The 21,936-nt window shown below is 41.8% G+C and carries 21 protein-coding genes; 4 read left to right on the top strand and 17 right to left on the bottom strand.

Annotation, left to right across the window (positions count from 1 at the left end):
• Positions 1–155 precede the first annotated feature (155 nt).
• Positions 156–1,244 (bottom strand): transposase, encoded by a 1,089-nt coding sequence (locus VSQ62_RS15725; RefSeq protein ID WP_334635761.1) that lies wholly within the window; start codon positions 1,242–1,244, stop codon positions 156–158.
• A gap of 485 nt (positions 1,245–1,729) precedes the next feature.
• Between VSQ62_RS15725 and VSQ62_RS15730 the strand changes: the two genes are divergently transcribed.
• The 4 genes from VSQ62_RS15730 (at position 1,730) to VSQ62_RS15745 (ending at position 5,627) form a co-directional block, all read left to right on the top strand.
• Entirely contained in the window at positions 1,730–2,941 is a 1,212-nt protein-coding gene (locus VSQ62_RS15730; protein ID WP_290087065.1) for an IS110 family RNA-guided transposase, read from the top strand.
• 57 nt (positions 2,942–2,998) lie between these two features.
• Positions 2,999–3,649 carry an IS1634 family transposase gene (locus VSQ62_RS15735; protein ID WP_334635762.1) on the top strand — a complete coding sequence of 217 codons (651 nt, stop codon included), beginning with the start codon at positions 2,999–3,001 and terminating at the stop codon, positions 3,647–3,649.
• Positions 3,650–3,711: 62 nt separating this feature from the next.
• Complete coding sequence (locus tag VSQ62_RS15740) at positions 3,712–3,888, top strand: hypothetical protein (protein ID WP_334635763.1); 177 nt, start codon at positions 3,712–3,714, stop codon at positions 3,886–3,888.
• Positions 3,889–3,908: 20 nt separating this feature from the next.
• Positions 3,909–5,627 carry an IS66 family transposase gene (locus VSQ62_RS15745; RefSeq protein WP_334635764.1) on the top strand — a complete coding sequence of 573 codons (1,719 nt, stop codon included), beginning with the start codon at positions 3,909–3,911 and terminating at the stop codon, positions 5,625–5,627.
• A 620-nt stretch (positions 5,628–6,247) separates the two neighbouring features.
• Here VSQ62_RS15745 and VSQ62_RS15750 read toward each other — a convergent pair.
• From VSQ62_RS15750 to VSQ62_RS15825, 16 genes are all read right to left on the bottom strand, one after another.
• A complete protein-coding gene (locus VSQ62_RS15750) occupies positions 6,248–6,532 on the bottom strand; it encodes a hypothetical protein (RefSeq protein ID WP_334635765.1) in 285 nt (94 codons plus the stop codon).
• 202 nt (positions 6,533–6,734) lie between these two features.
• Entirely contained in the window at positions 6,735–8,477 is a 1,743-nt protein-coding gene (locus VSQ62_RS15755; RefSeq protein WP_334635766.1) for an IS1634 family transposase, read from the bottom strand.
• A 147-nt stretch (positions 8,478–8,624) separates the two neighbouring features.
• Positions 8,625–9,653, bottom strand: a complete 1,029-nt coding sequence (locus VSQ62_RS15760) for a transposase family protein (protein WP_334635767.1) — start codon at positions 9,651–9,653, stop codon at positions 8,625–8,627.
• Between the two features lie 89 nt (positions 9,654–9,742).
• Positions 9,743–11,188, bottom strand: coding sequence for an IS5 family transposase (locus VSQ62_RS15765; RefSeq protein WP_334635220.1), 1,446 nt, complete (start codon positions 11,186–11,188; stop codon positions 9,743–9,745).
• A 569-nt stretch (positions 11,189–11,757) separates the two neighbouring features.
• A complete protein-coding gene (gene tnpA, locus VSQ62_RS15770; protein ID WP_334633451.1) occupies positions 11,758–12,186 on the bottom strand; it encodes an IS200/IS605 family transposase in 429 nt (142 codons plus the stop codon).
• Positions 12,187–12,275: 89 nt separating this feature from the next.
• The gene (locus tag VSQ62_RS15775) at positions 12,276–12,515 is read right to left on the bottom strand and encodes a hypothetical protein (RefSeq protein ID WP_334635768.1); all 240 of its coding nucleotides are present in this window, start codon (positions 12,513–12,515) and stop codon (positions 12,276–12,278) included.
• 33 nt (positions 12,516–12,548) lie between these two features.
• Positions 12,549–12,875: a hypothetical protein gene (locus VSQ62_RS15780; protein ID WP_334635769.1), complete on the bottom strand. Its 327-nt coding sequence runs from the start codon at positions 12,873–12,875 to the stop codon at positions 12,549–12,551.
• A complete protein-coding gene (locus tag VSQ62_RS15785; RefSeq protein WP_334635770.1) occupies positions 12,865–13,563 on the bottom strand; it encodes an acetyltransferase in 699 nt (232 codons plus the stop codon). Before VSQ62_RS15785 ends, VSQ62_RS15780 begins: the two co-directional genes overlap by 11 nt.
• A gap of 8 nt (positions 13,564–13,571) precedes the next feature.
• A complete protein-coding gene (locus tag VSQ62_RS15790; protein ID WP_334635771.1) occupies positions 13,572–14,255 on the bottom strand; it encodes an acylneuraminate cytidylyltransferase family protein in 684 nt (227 codons plus the stop codon).
• A 15-nt stretch (positions 14,256–14,270) separates the two neighbouring features.
• Positions 14,271–15,410, bottom strand: a complete 1,140-nt coding sequence (neuC, locus tag VSQ62_RS15795) for a UDP-N-acetylglucosamine 2-epimerase (RefSeq protein WP_334635772.1) — start codon at positions 15,408–15,410, stop codon at positions 14,271–14,273.
• A complete protein-coding gene (gene neuB / locus VSQ62_RS15800; protein WP_334635773.1) occupies positions 15,407–16,402 on the bottom strand; it encodes an N-acetylneuraminate synthase in 996 nt (331 codons plus the stop codon). Before neuB ends, neuC begins: the two co-directional genes overlap by 4 nt.
• A 6-nt stretch (positions 16,403–16,408) precedes the next feature.
• Positions 16,409–17,485: a sugar phosphate nucleotidyltransferase gene (locus tag VSQ62_RS15805; RefSeq protein WP_334635774.1), complete on the bottom strand. Its 1,077-nt coding sequence runs from the start codon at positions 17,483–17,485 to the stop codon at positions 16,409–16,411.
• Entirely contained in the window at positions 17,478–18,653 is a 1,176-nt protein-coding gene (locus VSQ62_RS15810) for a LegC family aminotransferase (RefSeq protein WP_334635775.1), read from the bottom strand. Before VSQ62_RS15810 ends, VSQ62_RS15805 begins: the two co-directional genes overlap by 8 nt.
• A gap of 74 nt (positions 18,654–18,727) precedes the next feature.
• Entirely contained in the window at positions 18,728–19,936 is a 1,209-nt protein-coding gene (locus tag VSQ62_RS15815) for a polysaccharide biosynthesis protein (protein WP_334635776.1), read from the bottom strand.
• Between the two features lie 322 nt (positions 19,937–20,258).
• Positions 20,259–20,693, bottom strand: coding sequence for an IS200/IS605 family transposase (tnpA, locus tag VSQ62_RS15820; protein ID WP_334632532.1), 435 nt, complete (start codon positions 20,691–20,693; stop codon positions 20,259–20,261).
• A gap of 167 nt (positions 20,694–20,860) precedes the next feature.
• Positions 20,861–21,310, bottom strand: coding sequence for a sugar transferase (locus tag VSQ62_RS15825; protein ID WP_334635777.1), 450 nt, complete (start codon positions 21,308–21,310; stop codon positions 20,861–20,863).
• Positions 21,311–21,936: the final 626 nt, after the last annotated feature.

Consider the following 21,936-nt stretch of genomic DNA (forward strand, 5'->3'; position numbering starts at 1 on the left):
CGCTTAAATTTATACTTACACTCTCAGAGTACATTGGATTTTATTTTCTCATTTTGCTTTATCAACGCAATCTTATTTAAGCCATAAAATCCCTGTATTCTGCTTTTTTTACTTTTGTCGTTATCTGCTCCTTCACCACCTTTCCACATGGTCCTCTATATCAACCGTATTTGTATCTTTTTAGCGATCTCTTCCTTGTATTCTCTCAATGGAGTCTCTTTCATGGATTCCAGTATCCTCCTGTGCTTTTGCTCCCTACTCTGCTTTACCCTTTTCCATATTTTTTCCCAAGCCTCCATGATCTGGCTGATCATGTGCCCGATCTGGATCAGATAATAATGGTTTTTCAGTGCCTGATAATTCCTGCTGTACTGGTGTTCCAGATGGTATCCCTGCCTTTTCTGCGCGTTAAACCCATCATTCTCGATTCTCCATCTCATCCTTCCGCGCTCCACCAGTCCTGCCACATTTTTTCTGGTGATTGGCAGATCTGTGAGAAACCAGAATTCTTTCCGGATCGTTTCTGCTTTTCCCTTTTTCCTGCCCTTTTTGCAGATATGCTCCCCGCTTTCTCCATACTCTGCCAGATTTACCTGATGTCCTTTATAATCTATATCTGTCACGTAATCATACCATTCCTTCCCAGTCTGTGTTTCGCGCTCCTGGTAATTCTTCTCCATTTCTTTCAGTTCTCTGTATTCTTCCCCAATGCTCGGGATGCTCCCCTCCTTATACCGCAGGATATACCGCCAGTTTTTTCCTTTGCATCTCTCAAAGAAACCTTCACAGGCATACAGACTGTCCCCGCACAGGCAGATCGGCAACCTTGGAAACGCTTTTTTCAGCTTTTCCATTAAACGCCAGCAGGCCTTCCTTTCACAGTCCTGTTTCTCCATTTCTTTTCCCTCTTCATTATCCACAAATTCCGTCTGAATACTGATCAGGATTTTCGGATGCAGTACCAGCTTTGCTTCCAGCACATAATAATAGTTCTCCTGATACTCTTTTTCCGTCCCCTTGTTATGGGTCCGGTGCAGGCTTTTCCCATCCAGTTCCCTCCGGCTGCTGCAAAGCTGCGTTCCATCTATGATCACCTGCCAGTACTTGCCCCTGATTCGCATATTTTCAAAAGCCCGGCTGCAAAGAAGCCTGCTGCAAAGGCGGTTTAAGATGTCCTGCAATTTTTCCGGATCTACTTTTTCCAGATACCGGTTGATGGTTTCCCAGTAGGGAAGCTCCTCCACGGTCTGTTCCTCCCCGGATAGATGCCAGATGTTTTGTTACTTTTCACACCCACGCCAGTAATAGGCTTTTTAGAAAGTGTTGGTAAATGTGCTGAAATTGAAAAAATTTTTATCCACAGTAAATGATACGTTTGAGGACAAAATGTTAATAATATTTTGTCCTCAGGTATTTCTTGTGGATAACATTTTCTCTTTTCTACTACAATATATTTATGGTTAATCTCCCTTACAGCCAGTAAGGAATTACCCATCTTGTTGCTTAAGCTGTTAGAATGTAGAGAGCAATCGGTATATCGGATCCTTTCTTGGACTTCGCGTCCGTAAAACAGTCTGATAACCAGCTCCTCATTCGCAGCATTCGTTTTATGCAGGTTGAACCACCCACAAAGGTGCGTCCGCGTCACACCACAGTAGATTGAATAGGCAATGAGTAAAACTGGTCCTTACCATTGCTTACAAAAGAAGGAGTGACATAACATATGAATATGAACGCTATCGGTATTGATGTTTCCAAACGTAAAAGCATGGTTGCCATCCTCCGCCCAGGCGGTGAAGTCGTGGCCAAACCTTTTGAAGTATCTCATTTATCCAAGGATCTCCGATCATTGATTCATCGGATCAGATCCCTTGATGGAGAATCACGTATCGTCATGGAGTGTACCGGACATTACTATGAGACCATTGCCCATGAGCTTGTCTCTGCCGGTCTGTTTGTTAGCGCTGTAAATCCACAGCTTATACGTCATTATCAGGACGAAGACAACTCCCTGCGGAAAGTAAAGTCCGACAAAGCAGATTCCCTTAAAATCGCACGCTATACACTTGACAGATGGTCAAAATTGAAACAATATGGTCTTATGGATGAATTACGCAATCAATTAAAGACCATGAACCGCCAGTTTGGCTTCTACATGAAGCACAAGACTGCCATGAAAAACAATCTGATCGGCCTTCTTGACCAAACTTATCCCGGTGTAAACACCTATTTTAACAGCCCCGCCCGCGAAGACGGAAGCCAGAAATGGGTTGACTTTGCGGACTGCTACTGGCATGCAGACTGTGTCCGTAAGATATCTGTGGACGCTTTTGTTGACCACTATCAGAAGTGGTGTCACCGCAAGAAGTACAACTTCAGCAAAACAAAAGCTGAAGAAATCTATGAAACAGCCCAGGAACTGGTTTCTGTACTTCCAAAAGATGTCTTTACCAAACGTATCATCAAACAGGCGGTTGAGCAGTTAAATACTGCATCCCGAACTGTTGAACAGCTCCGTTCCCTAATGAACGAAACCGCAGCCCAACTTCCAGAATACTCTGTCGTTATGGCGATGAAAGGCGTAGGCCCCTCCTTGGGTCCACAGCTAATAGCGGAAATCGGAGATGTGTCACGCTTTACCCATCGGAACGCTATTACCGCATTTGCCGGTGTTGACCCAGGTGTAAATGAATCCGGGGATTACTCTCAAAAAAGTGTCCATGCATCAAAACATGGTTCTCCCGCGCTCCGTAAGACCCTATTTCAGGTCATGGACGTTCTAATTAAGACCAAGCCACAAGATGACCCCGTGTATTTGTTCATGGATAAGAAACGTGCGCAAGGCAAAGCTTACTATGTCTACATGACAGCCGGGGCAAATAAATTTCTCCGGATTTATTACGGAAGAGTCAAAGAATATTTGGCTTCCCTTCCACAATAGCAGAAATTACATAACTCTAGCAATTCACAAAACCAGCGTTCTACGGTGGTCTGGTTGTTGTACGCATTTTTCCTACATAAAATTTTTTCAAAAAATATTCAATTTTCTATTGACTTTTTATTTGCAGGCTACCACGATATTTTCAAGGCGGCGTCAGACGAACGGAATTTTGACCATACCCTGCACTGCTGTTATGAAGAACTTATGGCCGGCAGGCATGTAAAGGAGCATGCCTCTTATTATGATAAGTTCTTCTTGATCCATAAAACTCCTATAAGAGGCATCAGGGTGGATTACAATGAGGAAGCCATTAGCAAGCATAAAAGGAACCATATCGGCTGGTTCGTGCTTGTAAGTAATCACATTAAGGATACGACAAAAGCTCTTGAGGTGTACCGGAGCAAGGATGCTGTTGAGAAATGTTTCGATGATCTCAAAAATGATCTTGATATGAAACGTTTGCGTATCCATTCAGCGGCAGCTATGGAAGGCAGAATCTTCATACAGTTTATTGCACTTCTGATCACAACTCGTCTAAAGCAGGTGATGAATGAAGCCGGATGGTATAAAAATCATGATCTTCAAAAAGTAATAAGTGAAATGAAAACTGTCCGTAGTGTCAGTATAAATGGAACACGAAAAAAATACACAACGGAACTTACGCCATTTCAAAAAGACATATATGAGTTATATGGGCTGACACCTTAAACATGTGTATAATTTGAACGGGATTTTAGGTTATAAAAAAATATGAATTACAGATTTCTAAATTGGAGAATGCTCTTAAAGAAGCAGAAAATGTAATCCGAATCCAGGAAAAATGTATTCGGACTTCGGAAGAGCTTCTTGAACAGAAAGAAGAATATATTTCCATGCTGACATTACAACTGGAAGAGACAATAGAATTAAGCAGAACGATGGCACAGGTATTAGATTCCCGCCCCTAATTCATCAAAGGAGATTACAGATGAATCCATTTGAATATACAAGTGCATTACAGTACAAAGTGAAATCACTGGCACAGCAGGTCGCTGAATTTAAATCCGGCGAGAGATACCGGAAATTAGAAGAAAAATATAAGAGTATTATTCGGAAACTTGAAAAAAATATCCGGGAATTAAAACAAGAATTAGCACAGGCACGTAAAGAGATCCGGTCTGTCCGGAATCAATGGATAGAAGCAAATGATGATCTTTACCACGAATGTCAGAAAGAACTTGACAGGAAGGACCGTCTCATTGCAAAGCTCAAAAAAGAGAATCTGGAAGTTGTTCGTCAGAGAGATGAAGCATTAGATAAATGCCGTGATATAAGACAGGAATTCTACAGGGTAGGGGCTGAACTGGAGGAAGAAAAAGGCCTGAACCAAAAACTGACTGCGCAGGTCAATATGGATTTTGAGAATTCATCCATCCCCTCTTCCCAGCAGAAACCCGGCAGGAAAAAAATCCCGAACAGCCGGGTAAAAACTGACCGGAAACCAGGCGGACAGCCAGGCCATGCCGGACACCGCAGGAAGCTCCATGCCGTAACAGAGACACATGAAATCCCTGCGCCTGCAAAATACCTGGATAAAGAGAATTATTATGAGACAGGAAAAATCATTCGGAAACAGAAAGTGGTCATCCAGATGTCTGTAGCGGTCATGGAATATACGACAAAGGAATACCGTGACAAAAGAACCGGAGCCCGTGTACATGCTCCATTTCCAGAAGGATATATTAATGAAGTGAACTATGACGGGACGGTGAAAGCACTTGCCTTTCTCCTGAGCAATGAATGCAACGTATCCCATGGAAAAATAAGAAAGCTAATCTCAGAATTGACAAAAGGCGAGATCGAACTGTCCGACGGCATGATCAATGGTCTTACCAGGGAATTTTCAGAGAAAACAGCGGAAGAGAAAAAAGAGATTATAAAGAAACTAATGCAGTCTCCGGTCATGAATGCAGATTTTACAAACGCATCTGTAAATGGGCACAGTGCGCAGGTCCTTATACTTGCATCCCCGATCGCAGATGTGGCACTTTATATAGGCAGGGAGAAAAAAGGGCATAAAGGAATAGAAGGAACGCCGCTTGAGAATTATGTTGGGATTGTCTTGCATGACCATGACAAGACATTTTACCGTTATGGAACAAAACATCAGGAGTGTACCCAGCATGACTGCCGCTATCTGATCGGCAGCGAGCAGAATGAGCCGCAGCTGGAATGGAACAAGGAGATGCACGGATTGTTCCAGGAGATGCTGCATTACCGAAATGGGTTGGGGGAGAAAGAACTTGATCCGATAATTGTTGAGGGATTCGAGAAAAGGTATGATGAAATCCTGAACAAGGCGGAGAAAGAATATCAGGATGAGCCGCCAACTGAGTATTATAGGGAAGGGTATAATCTATTTCTCCGGTTAAGGGAATATAAAGAAAGTGAATTATTGTTCCTGCATGACAAACGGGTTCCAGCCAATAATTCCCTATGTGAAAGATTGGCAAGAGTCTACAAACGAAAACAGAAGCAGGCAATTACTCTGCGGAGCCAAGAAAGTTTAAACGATATTTGTAATGGCTTAAGCATAGTCTATTTGTTACGCTCACAAAATGTAGATGTATATCAGAAGATATCAGAAATATATGAACGGAAACGCCCGCCCAAAATAAAACAGGAAAAGGTTGTTGCTAAAGCTTAACGCCAAAGCAGCAACCTTTTCTTTATTTTGCAGATGGCGTGGGTGTGAAAAGTAACGATGTTTTTGATCATTTCACTGGAATTGAATTCTTCACTTGTTTTCCTCATACTGCTGATGTAAAATAGAGAAGAAAGGATACGGGTCATAAGAAGTAACACAGCAGGATAGGTAATATAGCTCTGGTTTCTGGGATCTGGAATCTGTTTTAACAGGGGTAAAAGATCTGGGAAAAAATGCCGGATTAGCTTGGCTAATTCACATGCAAGGTTCAACTGTTCCAGGTGTTCCCTAACCTCTTTTCTTCTGATTTTTATTCTTGCTTCATAGTAAAACCTCCTCTCTTTTATGGTGGTGCGAAAAAATAGTTGTCTGGTTACTTCTATTATCGCGCATCTTCCCATAAAATGGGAGGTTTTTTTATTAATTTTTTTTTAAGCGTCAGAGCTGTCGCTTACCCAGCTCTGACGCTTAAATTTATAGTTACACTCTTAGAGTACATTGGATTTTATTTTCTCATTTTGCTTTATCAACGCAATCTTATTTAAGCCATAAAATCCCTGTATTCTGCTTTTTTAACTTTTGTTGTTATCTGCTCCTTCACCACCTTTCCACATGGTCCTCTATATCAACCGTATTTGTATCTTTTTAGCGATCTCTTCCTTGTATTCTCTCAATGGAGTCTCTTTCATGGATTCCAGTATCCTCCTGTGCTTTTGCTCCCTACTCTGCTTTACCTTTTTCCATATTTTTTCCCAAGCCTCCATGATCTGGCTGATCATGTGCCCAATCTGGATCAGATAATAATGGTTTTTCAGTGCCTGATAATTCCTGCTGTACTGGTGTTCCAGATGGTATCCCTGCCTTTTCTGCGCGTTAAACCCATCATTCTCGATTCTCCATCTCATCCTTCCGCGCTCCACCAGTCCTGCCACATTTTTTCTGGTGATTGGCAGATCTGTGAGAAACCAGAATTCTTTCCGGATCGTTTCTGCTTTTCCCTTTTTCCTGCCCTTTTTGCAGATATGCTCCCCGCTTTCTCCATACTCTGCCAGATTTACCTGATGTCCTTTATAATCCCAAAAGTCGTATAATACACACTAAAAAAATTTAGTGCGTAGACATCCCCAATTTCTCAAGATATAGAGCATCCCGCGCGGTAATCTCCGTGTTCCATCGTTTGTTACGCAGTTCGGACGATACCTTTACCTCTTCCACAGTGTCAAACCATTGCAGCTGAAGATAAACCGGCGTATTCTCCATCCATCTTAACAGTTTCTCTTCAAGGTCAACCGTCTCTTTTGTTCTGATACCATCCTTATTCTGTTTGCCCAGAGTAGGCTTAATCTTACGTAGCTGATCACTGAAATACTCGTAATAACACAGCGATACGAATTGTACAAACATTCTGCCCCGCAAAGTATCTGGACTCCAAACACGGATACGGCTTCCATCCGCATGTTGCTTTTCCGCTTCAAAACAAGCTTCGATGGTCTCCCTTTTCCGGTAGATCCTTAAGCATTCAAAACAGTCTTTCTCCCGGTTGGAGACCAGGGTGAAATAGCCATGATATTTGTATGCCTCCTGACATTCCTTGTCCTTAAAACGAACGGTTGTCTTCTTTCCCCAGGTGCTTATCGACATATACTTTTTTACCTTCTCCTGCGCACTCCTGGAAAGCTCATCTACAGGTATGCCGTCTTCTATCATTGACTTTAATTCCATAAGGTCTGTTTCAAATTCAATCCGGTCTTCCGCCTGCCGTGAAGCATTAAAATAAATGTGAAGATACACCCGTCTTTTGAATCTTTCAACAGCGCCCTTTTCAGCGCCGCTTTTGTGGCTGGCATACTTGCGCACCTTGTCAAAATCATGCATTAACATAACTGTAACACCATGGGTTGTGGGGTCAAACGGACATACACTGTATATAGAAGAAAGTTCCTCTATACGTGCTTCTATTTCCGGCCGGATCCATTTGATGTTTGTTTTTGCCAGCGTGACAAACCCGAATCCTTTTTGGAGCATCTCAGAAAGGTTAGACTCTGAGTAGTAACCGTTATCTGTTACGATCTCGGCATGATCCACGCCAAGGACAGAAAGTTGTTTTAATGCGTTTTCGATTGACGACACATCAGGCAGGTTGCCCGGCTGTTTGGTAAATGCGACCGGCTGTCTGCTTTCAATAGAATACAGCGTAAGCAGTTTGACCGTCTTCAGTCCGTCTTTTGCTTTGTTGTATCCGTACCGTGCTTCCGGCTGCTGTCCGGAGTAAGTCGATATGGTGGTGGAATCATAAGCAATCGCTCCATGGTCCCCAAGCAATGCACAGCGCTCGTGAAAGAAATTTTGCTGCAGCGATTCATCCAACCCGATGTCATGGAACAGGGCATGGTATACATCCTCTGATATGCCGTTCACATAGGGAAGCGGATGGGTATACTGCCAGGTCTGTATTCCCGGGAGTGTTTGTCCATTTGTTGCCAGAAGATATCTTGCGAGGGAAATGATCTTCTGGGCGGTCCCGATATCTGTGGATGCATATATAGCTGCATCAATACCGGAAATAAATCCTATATGTCCTATGATATCCATCATTCCAACACGTTTTCTGGAAGCAGATACTTTCTGTGGTTTTATTGGGAGTTTGCTTCCATTAGGTCTTTTTGGGCGTGTAGGCACCTGAATTTTTTCGCCTTTCGGAATTTTAGCGATGAGCTTACTGCTCACAACTTTGTTATATTTTTTAACCGGGTCATACAAGGTCTGACGCTCCATAACGTAGATATCACCGTTCTTCTGCTTAACATTTACACGTGATGTTTTGATCGTACCTGATGGTTTTGCTGGCATAACAATCTCCTTTATTTGAGTGTATATTTATATCTATCATCATTATAATACACACTCAAATAAAATCAAGCAAAAATGGCGTAAAATCGGCACTTTTTTAAGGTTCAAAGGGTGTTATGACCAATTGAAAAAGGTTTTTAGTACGTATTATCCTACTTTAGGGTTATAATCTATATCTGTCACATAATCATACCATTCCTTCCCAGTCTGTGTTTCGCGCTCCTGGTAATTCTTCTCCATTTCTTTCAGTTCTCTGTATTCTTCCCCAATGCTCGGGATGCTCCCCTCCTTATACCGCAGGATATACCGCCAGTTTTTTCCTTTGCATCTCTCAAAGAAACCTTCACAGGCATACAGACTGTCCCCGCACAGGCAGATCGGCAACCTTGGAAACGCTTTTTTCAGCTTTTCCATTAAACGCCAGCAGGCCTTCCTTTCACAGTCCTGTTTCTCCATTTCTTTTCCCTCTTCATTATCCACAAATTCCGTCTGAATACTGATCAGGATTTTCGGATGCAGTACCAGCTTTGCTTCCAGCACATAATAATAGTTCTCCTGATACTCTTTTTCCGTCCCCTTGTTATGGGTCCGGTGCAGGCTTTTCCCATCCAGTTCCCTCCGGCTGCTGCAAAGCTGCGTTCCATCTATGATCACCTGCCAGTACTTGCCCCTGATTCGCATATTTTCAAAAGCCCGGCTGCAAAGAAGCCTGCTGCAAAGGCGGTTTAAGATGTCCTGCAATTTTTCCGGATCTACTTTTTCCAGATACCGGTTGATGGTTTCCCAGTAGGGAAGCTCCTCCACGGTCTGTTCCTCCCCGGATAGATGCCAGATGTTTTTGATCATTTCACTGGAATTGAATTCTTCACTTGTTTTCCTCATACTGCTGATGTAAAATAGAGAAGAAAGGATACGGGTCATAAGAAGTAACACAGCAGGATAGGTAATATAGCTCTGGTTTCTGGGATCTGGAATCTGTTTTAACAGGGGTAAAAGATCTGGGAAAAAATGCCGGATTAGCTTGGCTAATTCACATGCAAGGTTCAACTGTTCCAGGTGTTCCCTAACCTCTTTTCTTCTGATTTTTATTCTTGCTTCATAGTAAAACCTCCTCTCTTTTATGGTGGTGCGAAAAAATAGTTGTCTGGTTACTTCTATTATCGCGCATCTTCCCATAAAATGGGAGGTTTTTTTATTAATTTTTTTTTAAGCGTCAGAGCTACATTTCCAGCGGCTTTACACCATTTTTAATTAGTGCCTGCTGATTAAGCCACTATTATTAACTTCCCCGAAATCTCTTCGGAGAAGCCTCTTAAGCGACTCAACAGGGCGCAGAGAATCCTTCTTTGCATTTTGAAGAGATTCGCTGTAAGTACCGATAACGCTATTGATGTGAGTTGTGTTTCCTCCAGTTTGGTTACGATTAATCCTAATCCATAACTATGTTTTTCAACACTGAATTCCCGTTCCACTTCAATTCGGTCCGTATTATCTTGATATTCCTGTTTCTTCTCTATCTTTGTCTGTTTTTTCTTCCCTGGCCGTCCCAGTTTAGGACCAGACATCCGAATCCCTTTGCTTTTACAAAACTTTCGGTTTTCTCTGGTCCGGTAGATCTGATCTACCAGTATCCGTTCTGGATAATGCCCTGTCCGGTTATAGTATCTCATGACCGCTTCCTGAAGGTAAACACTTTCATTGTATGCTTCAAATGAGATCTGTTCAATCCGACTATAACCTTTTTCATCTATGCTTAAGTCCAGTTTCGCCCCAAACTCTACCGGTGCTTTCGCTTTCCCCCTTACGATCGGACGCAGCCACGGCTGACTAATACTTACAATGCGGTGTTCGACCGTATGCGTTTTGTTCTCATACATGTACAACTGTTGCTCATACAGTTTCATAATCGTCACCAAAAACGGAATCTCCTTTTTTACTGGCGCATAGCCCTCTTCCATGTATTTCTCCAGATATCCAAGATCCCTCCGGACATAGGACAGCTGTTTCTTTACCGCCTTTCGCACCTGCTTTTTGGAATGTTTCTTCCCTTTCGCAAAAGACAGATATTCTTTCCGGGCTTTTTTACGGTAACGTCTCGGTAACGGCAGTCCATAGGATTTACAAAACCGATAAATGATCGTCTCCAGTTTTTCTCTTGCTTCATTTAAAAGGGATACGTCCTGGGGATATCGGATGTTAGCCGGTGCACAGGTGGCATCTATAATCAATGTCCCTTGATTCACTGCATCTTCCTGACCCTTTTCACAATCCCTCTTTTCAGAAGAGTCTTTTGACGGAGGATCCTTCTTATCATCATGATTCAAAATATAGTCATTTGCTTCCATGATGATCTCAGAAGACAAACGTTTCCGGAAAAGGACAAGGGTACTTGCATCAAACGGTGGTTCTTCCTGATAACCTGGAAGCCCTATGAAGTATTGCAGATATGGATTCTCTGTAATCTGTTCCACAAGTTCGCGGTCTGAGAAACAGAGTTTCTTTTGGATAATTAATGAACCAAGAGCCGTACGCAAAGGCTTTGCAACGTTTCCTGTATCATTTGGAAACAGATCAGCATATTTTGATTCAAAAACATCCCATGGAATTTGTTCTGCCAAACGCACCCATCTGTTTTCAGGATTCATATGCATTCCTAATGGCTGGTTAAAATCGAGGAATGAATGTTGTAACTTATCAAGATATTTATACATATATTGGACTCCCTGCTTGTATATTTTTAAGGTTATCTGCACGAAAAATGAACGATTAATTTCTATTATCTTGCAAGTATTATATACCAAACAGCCAGAAAAGTCAGTAAAATCAAGCATTTTAAGTTTAATCAGCAGGCACTAATTACTTGTGAAAATCTAAAACTCAAGTTCCGAATAAGCAATTACTCTTTTATCACGTCAATATCGGTCAGATTCACGCCTAAAGAAGTTAATATCGCTTTCAAAGACTTATACATTATAGCAAAAGGGTATTTGAACGTAAAGCTTTTATACACTTACCATACTTGTTACTTAGCTGCTCTAATCAATAAATTTCCAAATACTGTTACTGCGTCAAGAAATTTTTTATTTGAACACACTCTTTTTAACAGATTAAATGCAGCCTGGATTCTTCCCACGTTAGGCTTCCCCGAACTCAACTACCACCGTCTGAAGACGGTGGGTTGTTGTGGTCTAAAGACCACTTTTTGCGCCTGAAAGTCGCTTGCAGGCTAAAGCCTGTTTCATTTGCGACTAAAGTCGCCTAAAAGCTCTACTCTAAGTAGCTATTGTTCCTCGATTTTGAAATTATCTTCTTCTTTTCCCTGATTTTCGATATAGTTTCTTATCGTCTCTTCATCTACTTCTCCTACTGTCCCGCAGAAATATCCTCTTCCCCACATATGCTGTCCCCAATATCTCTTTCTCAACTCCGGGAACTCATCCTGTAACAACTTTGACGACCTTCCTTTCAGATATTGCATGATCTGACTTGGCGCCAGATTGGTTGGACACGAAAGCAGCATATGCACATGATCCACTCCTATACTGCCTTTCAGTATCTTTATGTTCCGTGCATCACATCCTTGCTGCAGCAGTTCCCGTAGCCTAAAGGCTACATTTTTTCTTAGTATCTTATATCTATACTTCGTTATCCACACAAAATGATACTTAATATCATATACGGTATGACTACTGCTCCTATATTCTGCCATTTCTACAGCACCTCCTATTGCTGTATTTTATCACAATTGCTACTGAAAGGAAATGCCGCTAAAGCTTGACCGCCTAAAAGGCGGTGGATTTAACCTTGCGCTTGGAAATTAAATTCATATCGAATATCTCGTATATATTTATTTCCCTCTTCTACATCGCATGTTTCTTGCAGGCGATCCAGCACATTTTCAAGTTCAGAAAGATACATCATATTTAACGTATTTCCTTCATTGTTACTATTAATATTTGTTGCGTTTATATTATTTGTGATATTTCCTTCATTGTTTTCAAAATATGACTGTATTATTACGTTATCTGCATTAATCATATGATCATCTTCTTTCTTACATCTTTTATTATATTAAAAATCCGCATCCAAAGACTTATTATTCATTAGATTATATATTGCCTTTAATGTTGAAAACGCATCATCCAATGTTCTATAATACATTACTTGCCGCCCCTTCAAATTGATATATCCATAGGCACATTGAATACTGTAACCTGTCAATTCCTGAATTTTAAGTATACTGAATTTATCATTTATATGCTTTATCTGATAGAAATCACCTCCATAACCTGTTGGCGCTGCTACAATTGCAATGCCGTAATATGACATATAATCGATGATTTTTTGTTTTGATTCATGATTTGAATGATTAATAATTCTTTGATTATTAGAAAGCACAACTATGTCTCCTCTCTTTTACAATTCCTGTCACCTTTTCTCCATCTTTCACATCTCTAAGAATAAGGCTTCCAGCTCCTATTGTTACGTTACTCCCTATTTCTATTCCTTGAATAACTGTACTTCCAGCTCCTATAAATGAATGATCACCCACAGTAACCTGCCCGCACAAAGTCACATTAACACTTATATGCGTAAATGCACCAACCTGACATTCATGTTCTATAACCGCAGATGTATTAATAATTGCACACCTCTCAATACTCGCATCTGCATTGACAATCACTCCCTTTCCTACAAAAATTCCTGCACCTTTATGCTCCTCATCCTGTTCCAAACCTAATGACGCAGAAGAACTTATAACGGCACTTGGATCAATAATATTAGGAGAACTAAAACCAATATCTACTATGGAATCATACAGTTTACTTCTTACCAAAGATGATTTAATTGAACCTACCGCAATAAAAGCTTGTCTCTCGCCTTCTTCATATAATGAAACAAGAAGTTCATCACCGCCAATTACTGTCGCATAATCTAAAAGCTTTGTTCCAGGATGCACCTCCGGATCCAAGATACATATATTATCATATAGATTTATTCGTATCAAAGTATCGAGAATAGATTTGCAATGTCCCCCGCCACCGACCAATATAAGATTCTGGTTATTCGCCACATTATTACTCATTTCTTTCCTCATAAAATATCAGATCCCATGATAATTTCACATATTTTCCAATCCAACATATTATCAATATCAATAGAATCTTTTTCAGGCATAATATACTTCTTTATTTTGGTAAAACCTGACATGCTTTTTTCAAGTATTGATCTGCTATTCATAACATAAATAGCCCCATTATATTCATACAATCTTAGTGCGTCCTGCCGGCGGATTCCATTCGCAGTATCAAACACATGCTCCAAATATCCTTTGGCATTCTCTTTGAATAAGATAACAGAACCCTTGTTTTCCTTAACAGATACCACCATATCTATATCATCAGAATAGAGATTCATTGCACCTTTTACCTGATCTGCTGTTCTCAGCGGAGAGGTTGGCTGCAGAAGAACAATATTGTCATATGCAATTCCTTTATCTTTATAAAAATTTAACGCATGACAGATAACATCATTAGTTGTTGCAATATCCGCCGCTAAACTCTCCGGCCGTATAAATGGGACCTCCAATCCACTTTTTTCAACAACCTCTATAATTTCGCGATCATCTGTAGATACACAGATATTCTCATCTCCTGTCAATCGTCTCGCTACATCAATACTATACTGAATCAGTGGTTTCCCGTTAAGTTCTTTTATATTTTTCCTCGGTATGCCTTTACTCCCGCCTCTCGCAGGAATTAAAAATAATGTTTTCATCTGCTGCTCCATATTCTACAGATCATAAAAAGATTTTTTCACTTCTATTCCCTTATCAAAAGCGCCTTTTATGATATCAACGATCCGCTCCGACGCCGTCCCGTCCCCGTACAGATACGCCGGACAATGCTTCGTCTTTTCCGCCGTTAATATAGCTGCCTTTATCTCTTCTGCTCCCGGTTCACAGCAGATCACACTCTCCGCCAACATCCTGCCTCTCTGACGCTCTCCTATATTTACTGCCGGAGTTCCGAGTACCGGCGCTTCTAATATCCCGCTGGAAGAATTGCCTAACACAAACCGTGCATATTTCACAGCGCTCAGATAACGCACCATCCCAAGATTTGCCGTCAATCTTGCATTGCCATGTTTCTCGGCAAATTCCGCAAGTATCCTATTGACCGTATCTCCTCCCGCATCCGCATTTGCCATCGTCATCAGGAAAAATAGATCCTGTCTGTCACACATGGCCTGACACAGTTCCTTCGTCTGCTCCCTGGCCGCCTCCCTCTCCAAAGTCACCGGATGAAACGTGACCACTGCATACGGCATACCTGCCGGGATCCCCGCTGATTTCCGAACCTCATCCTCCTTCATCAGCGGAGCATGGAGTATATTTTCCGTTCCAAGTGAACCTACATTAAATACCCTGCACGGATCTTCCCCCAACTGAATCACTCTGCTGCGGTATCTTTCCGCCGCTGTAAAATGAAGGCAGCTCATTTTTGTCAAAGCATGGCGGACACAGTCGTCCACCGCACCCTCCGTCACTTCGCCTCCATGGATGTGTAGGATCGGAATCTGTTCATTCATCGCGGCACATCCAACACCGAGCATCTCCGTCCGGTCGCCGAGTATGACCAGCGCATCCGGTCTGTCCTTCCTAAAACATTCGGCGAATCCCTTCACCGCATTCGCCATGGTCAATGAAATGTCATAAGGCGTATTTCCTTCCTCCAGAATCGGGATCTTATGTGCTATCAGGAATCCGTCATCCTGGATAAATGATATCGTATTCCCGTGCTTTTCTGACAAGTGTGTCCCCGTAACGATCAGATCAAGCTCCAACTCCCTGTCAGAATCTACTGCACGGATCAACGGCGTTAACAACCCATATTCAGCTCTGGTTGCAGTTACGATCGCTATTCTCTTCATATCTCTATCAGCTCATCCTCTTCAAAATCTCTGTTTGCTTCCTGCCCGATCACTTCATTCCACATCATCGGCGATATTCCGTTACCCGGCCGTTTTGTTGTAAGATTATGTACTGAGAACCGTTCACCTTTCGTTATATTTCTCAGCGCAACAATGCTTTTTCTCGCTGCGTCTCTGTTCTTGATTTCAGACAATACAGGTTCTTTTACATGCGTACCTTTTGCAAGTTCGATTTTGCGTATTCCCTCCGCCAGCCGCTTCAAGGCGTCCGGCTCAAGACTCGCTTTATGGTCTGGTCCCGGCATATTCCTGTCCAGGGTAAAATGCTTTTCTATTACAGACGCTCCCATAGCCGCGGCCGCCAGACTGATCTCTATCCCCTGTGTATGGTCGGAATATCCCACCGGACATCCAAATTCACTTCTCAGGGTATCCATAACATTCAGATTCACTTCTTTTACCGGCGCCGGATATTCTGTCGTACAGTGCAGAAGGGTCAGCTCAGGGGTTCCCGTACTCTTTAGCGTATCAACAGCTTCATGAACCTCCTTCATGGTACTCATACCCGTAGACAGGATGACCTTCTTTTTTGTCTTTCCTATTTCTACAAGATAAGGGTAATTTGTGATCTCTCCAGACGGCACCTTCCATATGTCCTGCATATTATCCAGAAACCGTATGCTCTCTATATCAAACGGAGTCGAAAGGAATTGTATCCCAATCTCCCTGCAATAATCTGCAAGCTCAATAAAATCCTCAAAAGAAAGCAATAACTTCTTAAGCATTTCTTTCTGGGACTCCTCTTTTCCTGTGTTCCTTTTCTGATACTCAGCCGTTCCGGCATATTTGGAAACAAGGGAATCAAGCCGGGCAGTCTGGAACTTCACTATATCCGCCCCGCATTCCTTCGCCGCCATGGCAAGCTGCTTTGCTGTCTCCAGATTCCCATTGTGATTCACACCTGCCTCAGCAATAATTAAAATACGTTCCATTCTTCTTCACCTAATTGAACCACTGTTGATCCGTTCCTCCATCTTCTTCATCTCTTCAAATTCTCCCATATCAAGAAACGCATTTTCACTGACAGGATACATGCCTACCTTTAACCCGTCTGCCATCAACTGATCCGTCAGATGGGTCATATGATAAAACGTATGATCCGGTATCGTTGTTATGCATTCAGGATCGATAACATACATCCCTGTGTTGACAAAATACGAAAGCCTCGGTTTCTCTTCTATGGAAATGACTTCCCCATGCTTCTGTGCATGCAGGACGCCGTAGGGGATCGTTATGTTCTTCAGCGCAGATACAATGGTCAACGCATTGCCGGCCTCTTTATGGAACTTCAAGATCTCCCCATAATCCGCATCGATCAGCGTATCGCAGTTTGTAATGATCACCGGCGCCTCAAACGCTTCCTCTATCAGACGAATGCTTCCGGCCGTCCCTAAAGGCTGCTCCTCTTCCACATAATGTATCGTGTACCTGGGATCAAGCTCTTTAAAATATGACTTGATCATTTCCTTCCTGTAATTCACGGTAAGATAAAAATCTTCAGCGCCAAACCTGTTGAATCGGTCAAGGATCCGCTCCAGTATCGGTACGTCACCGATCGGGATAAGCGGTTTCGGCAGAATCTTCGTATACGGATATAATCTCGTCCCCTTACCGCCTGCCATCACTATGACCGCCGTATTCTGCAGCGATCTCCCATGCGCTGTCTTACTTTTCTTTTTATAAGAATCAAATACGATATTCATAATTCTCTTATCCGAACTCAGAACCGGAACGGAAGTAATCTGATTCTCCCGCATAAAATCAAAGCTTCTGTATGCCTCATCCTCTAAAAGAAATTTGGGATCCTTACACATCATCTGCGATGCTCTGACGTCTAATTTCCCGGTCCGAATCAGCCATCTGCGGATATCACCGTCGGTCAGGCTGCCCACCAGCCGTTCCTCTCCATCTGCAATAAACAGTATCCCTTCTGTATTGATATCTATTTTCTGCATTGCTTCAACAACGGTGATCTCTTCTGTTCCTACATATTTTTGAAGTTCTTTATCAATCATCTGCCAAACCACCAAGCACCTGCTTCACCTTATCAGATACATACCGGATCTCTTCCGCTGTAATCTGTGTGCTCGAAGGTATGTTAAGTATCCTCGAAGCATAATAAGGTGCCTTTTCCAATCTATATGTGATCTCGCCTATATAAGGCTTCTGCTCGTTAATAAGTCCCCAGATCGCCCTGGTCTGAACCCCTTCCTGTTCCAACGCCGTAATGATCTCACGCATCGGCGCTGTAACCTTATCCCGATTAAGCAATAAGGAATAGAACCATTTATTAGAGCATGTCCCCTCCCGAAACGGCATAAGCTCCGCCAGGTCAAATCCCGCAAATTCTTCTGCATATAATTCAAAATTCTTCTGCTTACGTCTAATGAATTCCGGCAGTTCCTCCATCTGCGCTGCGCCGAGCGCTGCCTGAAGGTTCGTCATCCGATAATTATATCCCACTTCGTGATGAACATAATAATGCGGATCATCCTTTGCCTGGGTGGACAGATATCTGATATGGTCTACTACCCTGGCCTCCGCTGTCACAGCACCTCCGCCGCCTGTCGTAATAATCTTATTCCCATTAAAACTGAACGCCCCAAAATGACCGATCGTCCCCGCATATTTTCCCGCATATCTGCCTTCCGTATAATATGTACCAAGCGCCTCTGTGGCATCTTCGATCACCTTAAGATTATAGCTGCCGGAAATATCCATGATGCTCTCCATATCAGCCATATTTCCAAATACATGAACAATAACCACTGCCTTGACAGGGCTTCCTTCATACAGCAGGACTCCGTCTGAAAACTCACATTCTTCTTCGCAGAAGCTTCTTAATTTCGCCGGATCCATACAAAAGCTGTCGTCACAGTCAATAAATACAGGTCTGGCAAACTGGTATCTGACAGGATTTACCGCTGCGATAAACGTAAGAGGCGGAACCAGGACGGTGTCTCCCGGACTTACCCCTGCCTCTATCAGAGAAAGATGCAAGGCAGACGTACCGCTCTGGCATGCCGCTATATTATCTGTGTGTAAAAAATCAGCCAGCATATGTTCCAACCGTGAAATATATGCACCTCCGGTCGACACCCAGCCCTGCTCTAATGCGTCATCAACATATTTTTTTTCGTTTCCTTCAAAATTCGGAATAGATAAAGGTATAAACTTATTCATGGTACTCTGCCTTCCTGTCAAATATTCAATCAAAGAACTATATCTGTAACAGTTCAGAGACATTGTCCTGTTATCTACATCTTACTGTCTAATGATTTTCCGGTTTCAATATGTTCAAAATTCGGAAGATATGACTTCATAATCCCAACAATTCTTTGTTTCGTTGTTTCTTCCTTGTCAAATTCATCTCCTAATTCTGCAAACAGTCTTTCAATTCTTTCCTTTTCCGCGATTTCTTTTACCGCAATAACTCCCAGTGCCTCAAAGCGGTCCATATCCACCATTTCATCATCGGTAAAAAACTCCTCCGACGGCTTCTCCCCCGATGTATCGGAACATGAAAAGTGAACCGGATACATATCGCTTCCGTTCTTCAATTCCAAGGCTTTCTCAACTGCTTCTTCATCCGATCCGCATTCCAACACACGAAATCCATGCTGCTGCAGAAGCCTGACCGCGATCGTATCAAAGGACATCATCTGGGCATCCGAAAGCTTCGGGAAAAATATCTCCCTGTTATTCCCCAGCATACATGCCAACATACAGATCTGCCCGCTCTCTTCTGGCGATACGAAGTAACGCTTTACATCAGACGGAGCACTGAGTGGCTGCAATTTGGAAATACGTGCTAAAAATCCTGCCGGCAGTGAACCATTGGAAAACGCAACATTCGCAAACCGTGCCGTTTTAACCGGAAACCGATCCGAATAGCTGAATATCACATCCTCCATAATGCGTTTGCTTGCACCCATTATATTGACAGGATTAGCCGCCTTATCCGTAGATACACAAAAATATTCCTCCGGCGGAAACTCTGCTAACAAATCCAACAGCTTTTTCGCATGCAGTACATTGTTCTTGATCAATGCTTCGATCGAATAGATATCCTTTTCTGAGCGGACATGTTTATGCGCCGAGAAGTTTGCTACTATGTCAAAACCTTTATGGGAGCGGAACATCTTCTCAAATGTACCCGAAGCAAAATCCATAGGATATGTAATATAATCTTTCGGGATGAACATGTTACTGGTGCTGCGCAGGTCGCGTGTCAGTTCTGCAAGGGCGTTTTCATTGGTATCCGCAACTACAAGCATAGAGGGCTTAAACGGCAGGATTGCCTGAATAAAGGAACTTCCTATACTTCCTGCACCTCCTATAACGAGTAATATCTTTCCTTCGATCTTTTGTTTTAACTCACTAGCATTTGCCTCTATATCTGTAAGGAACATACTCTGAGATCGTTTTGTTATTTCTTTTGATATAAATTGATTTAAATCAAACATTATTGGATTCCTCCTCCAAGAGAATTGTTTCTTTTTGACTAAATGTTACTCCTAAAATGATTGGAACAATTTCATATATAACCATTCCATATCTTCCGCTTCCGTTTATCGGTGACAGAAGGCAGATCATCCATTGTATCGCAATCGGTATAATCCAGATTACTTTTCCCTTCCTACCCATGATCAAACAACACATTATAATTGTCCAAAAGGACGCAGCAATATTAACTGAACCACTACCGGCTAAAGCCGGTAGGTTCGATTTGCTGCTAAAGCAGCCTGAAGTTGTCCGTGCTCTTCTTTATGCTTTTGTACTTTAATTTTATCCAATCTCGAAGTTATCTGATTTGTTTTTCTCCTGCAAATCCTGGTTTTTGATATACTCTCTGATGATTTCATCCGTCACATTTCCACTACTTGCCACAAAATATCCTCTTGCCCACAAATGCTGTCCCCAGAATTGCTTATTCAAATCCTTATATTCCATTTGCAACTTTCTGGATGTATTCCCTTTGATATATTGTACCAATTTGCTTGCAGACAAGTGCGGTGGAGCAGATACCAGCATATGGATATGGTCTGCTCCTACATGCCCTGCCAAAATTTCCACATCATTACTTTGACAGATGATTCGGATCAGTTCTCTTGTCCGTATTGCTATCTTCCCTGTAATCACAGGTTTCCTGTACTTTGTAATCCACACCAAATGATACTTAATGTCATACGTACAATGTGACGATTTTCTATAATGCTGCATATTCTTCACCTCAAGTTTAGTATCTCTATTTTTTCCCTTTTCTAAACTTGAAGATATAGGGTTGACCTAAAGGTTTCGCCTTAAGGCGAGGGTTTTAACCCCATTATACAGACAATAAATATTTATCCAAACATGAATATTATCAACAAACGATACTTTTATCCATTTTAAGACATGGTATACCCCAATAAAAACACCCCATCAAACATACCTAAGATAAGCATACCCATATAACTCAAATCTGTTTCCAAAACTGTCCGAAACATAGTTTCAATCTCTCTAAAAAAACTAAATTCCCTGATACTTTCTAAATTATATTTCATTTTTCTTGGAAGAACATATTCAATATATCGTCTATCCACATCCTCCGTATTTTCCAACAATCTAGCTTCATTTTTATAACGAATACAGGCTTCACTTGTAATTCCCGCCGGAAGTAACAGAGTTGCCCTCATTTCTTTCGTATAGCTATCCACATATTTAACAGTCTCTGGTCTGGTACCTACAAAACTCCTGTCATTAATCATCGTTACTTCTGTTCCTATTCTACCTGCTCCATTTACCATTGTACGGAACTTATGTTTACGAAATTTGTTTCCATATGATGTACTCAACATATGTCATTATCCTCTCATTACTGTAATGTATCTAACTTCTTAATCAATTTAGCCAGATTCCCTCCATACACACCATTCTTTTCACAATTTTTGGTGACAACGCTTCCGGCAGCAATTACACATCCCTCTTCTATCGTAACACCTGGACAAATTAATACACCACCCCGACCCAAACGCCGTCTTTTACGGTAATAGATTTTCCATAAACATCTCCTGTCCTTTTGTCCGCATTACTATAATCATGACATATTGTTAATAATATACTGGCGTACCCTATTCCTACATTATTACCAATTATAACTTGTGCATGATTCGCATCAATCAAACAATTTCTATTAATATAACTGGCATCTCCCAATTTTAAATTACAACCGCTTATATAACACCCACTATGTATTGCACTGTTTTTTCCAATTTCAATTTTCCTCCATTCCGTAAATAGAGCAGTCTCGGAAACTCTTTAAGCCCGAATTTCCGCTCTTTTTTCATGTTCTTCTTTTTTGCTTTCCTCCATATCCCGGAAAACATTTTTGTTAAATTTTCAAAAAAGTATTGACATATAAGTCAAAATGTGCGGCGCGTTTGGTGACCATATACGCCAGTCACCAAACGCGCCCCTTGTAGTT

Source organism: Sporofaciens sp. JLR.KK001 (genome assembly GCF_036941055.1).
In the GTDB taxonomy this organism is placed as follows: Bacteria; Bacillota; Clostridia; order Lachnospirales; family Lachnospiraceae; genus Sporofaciens.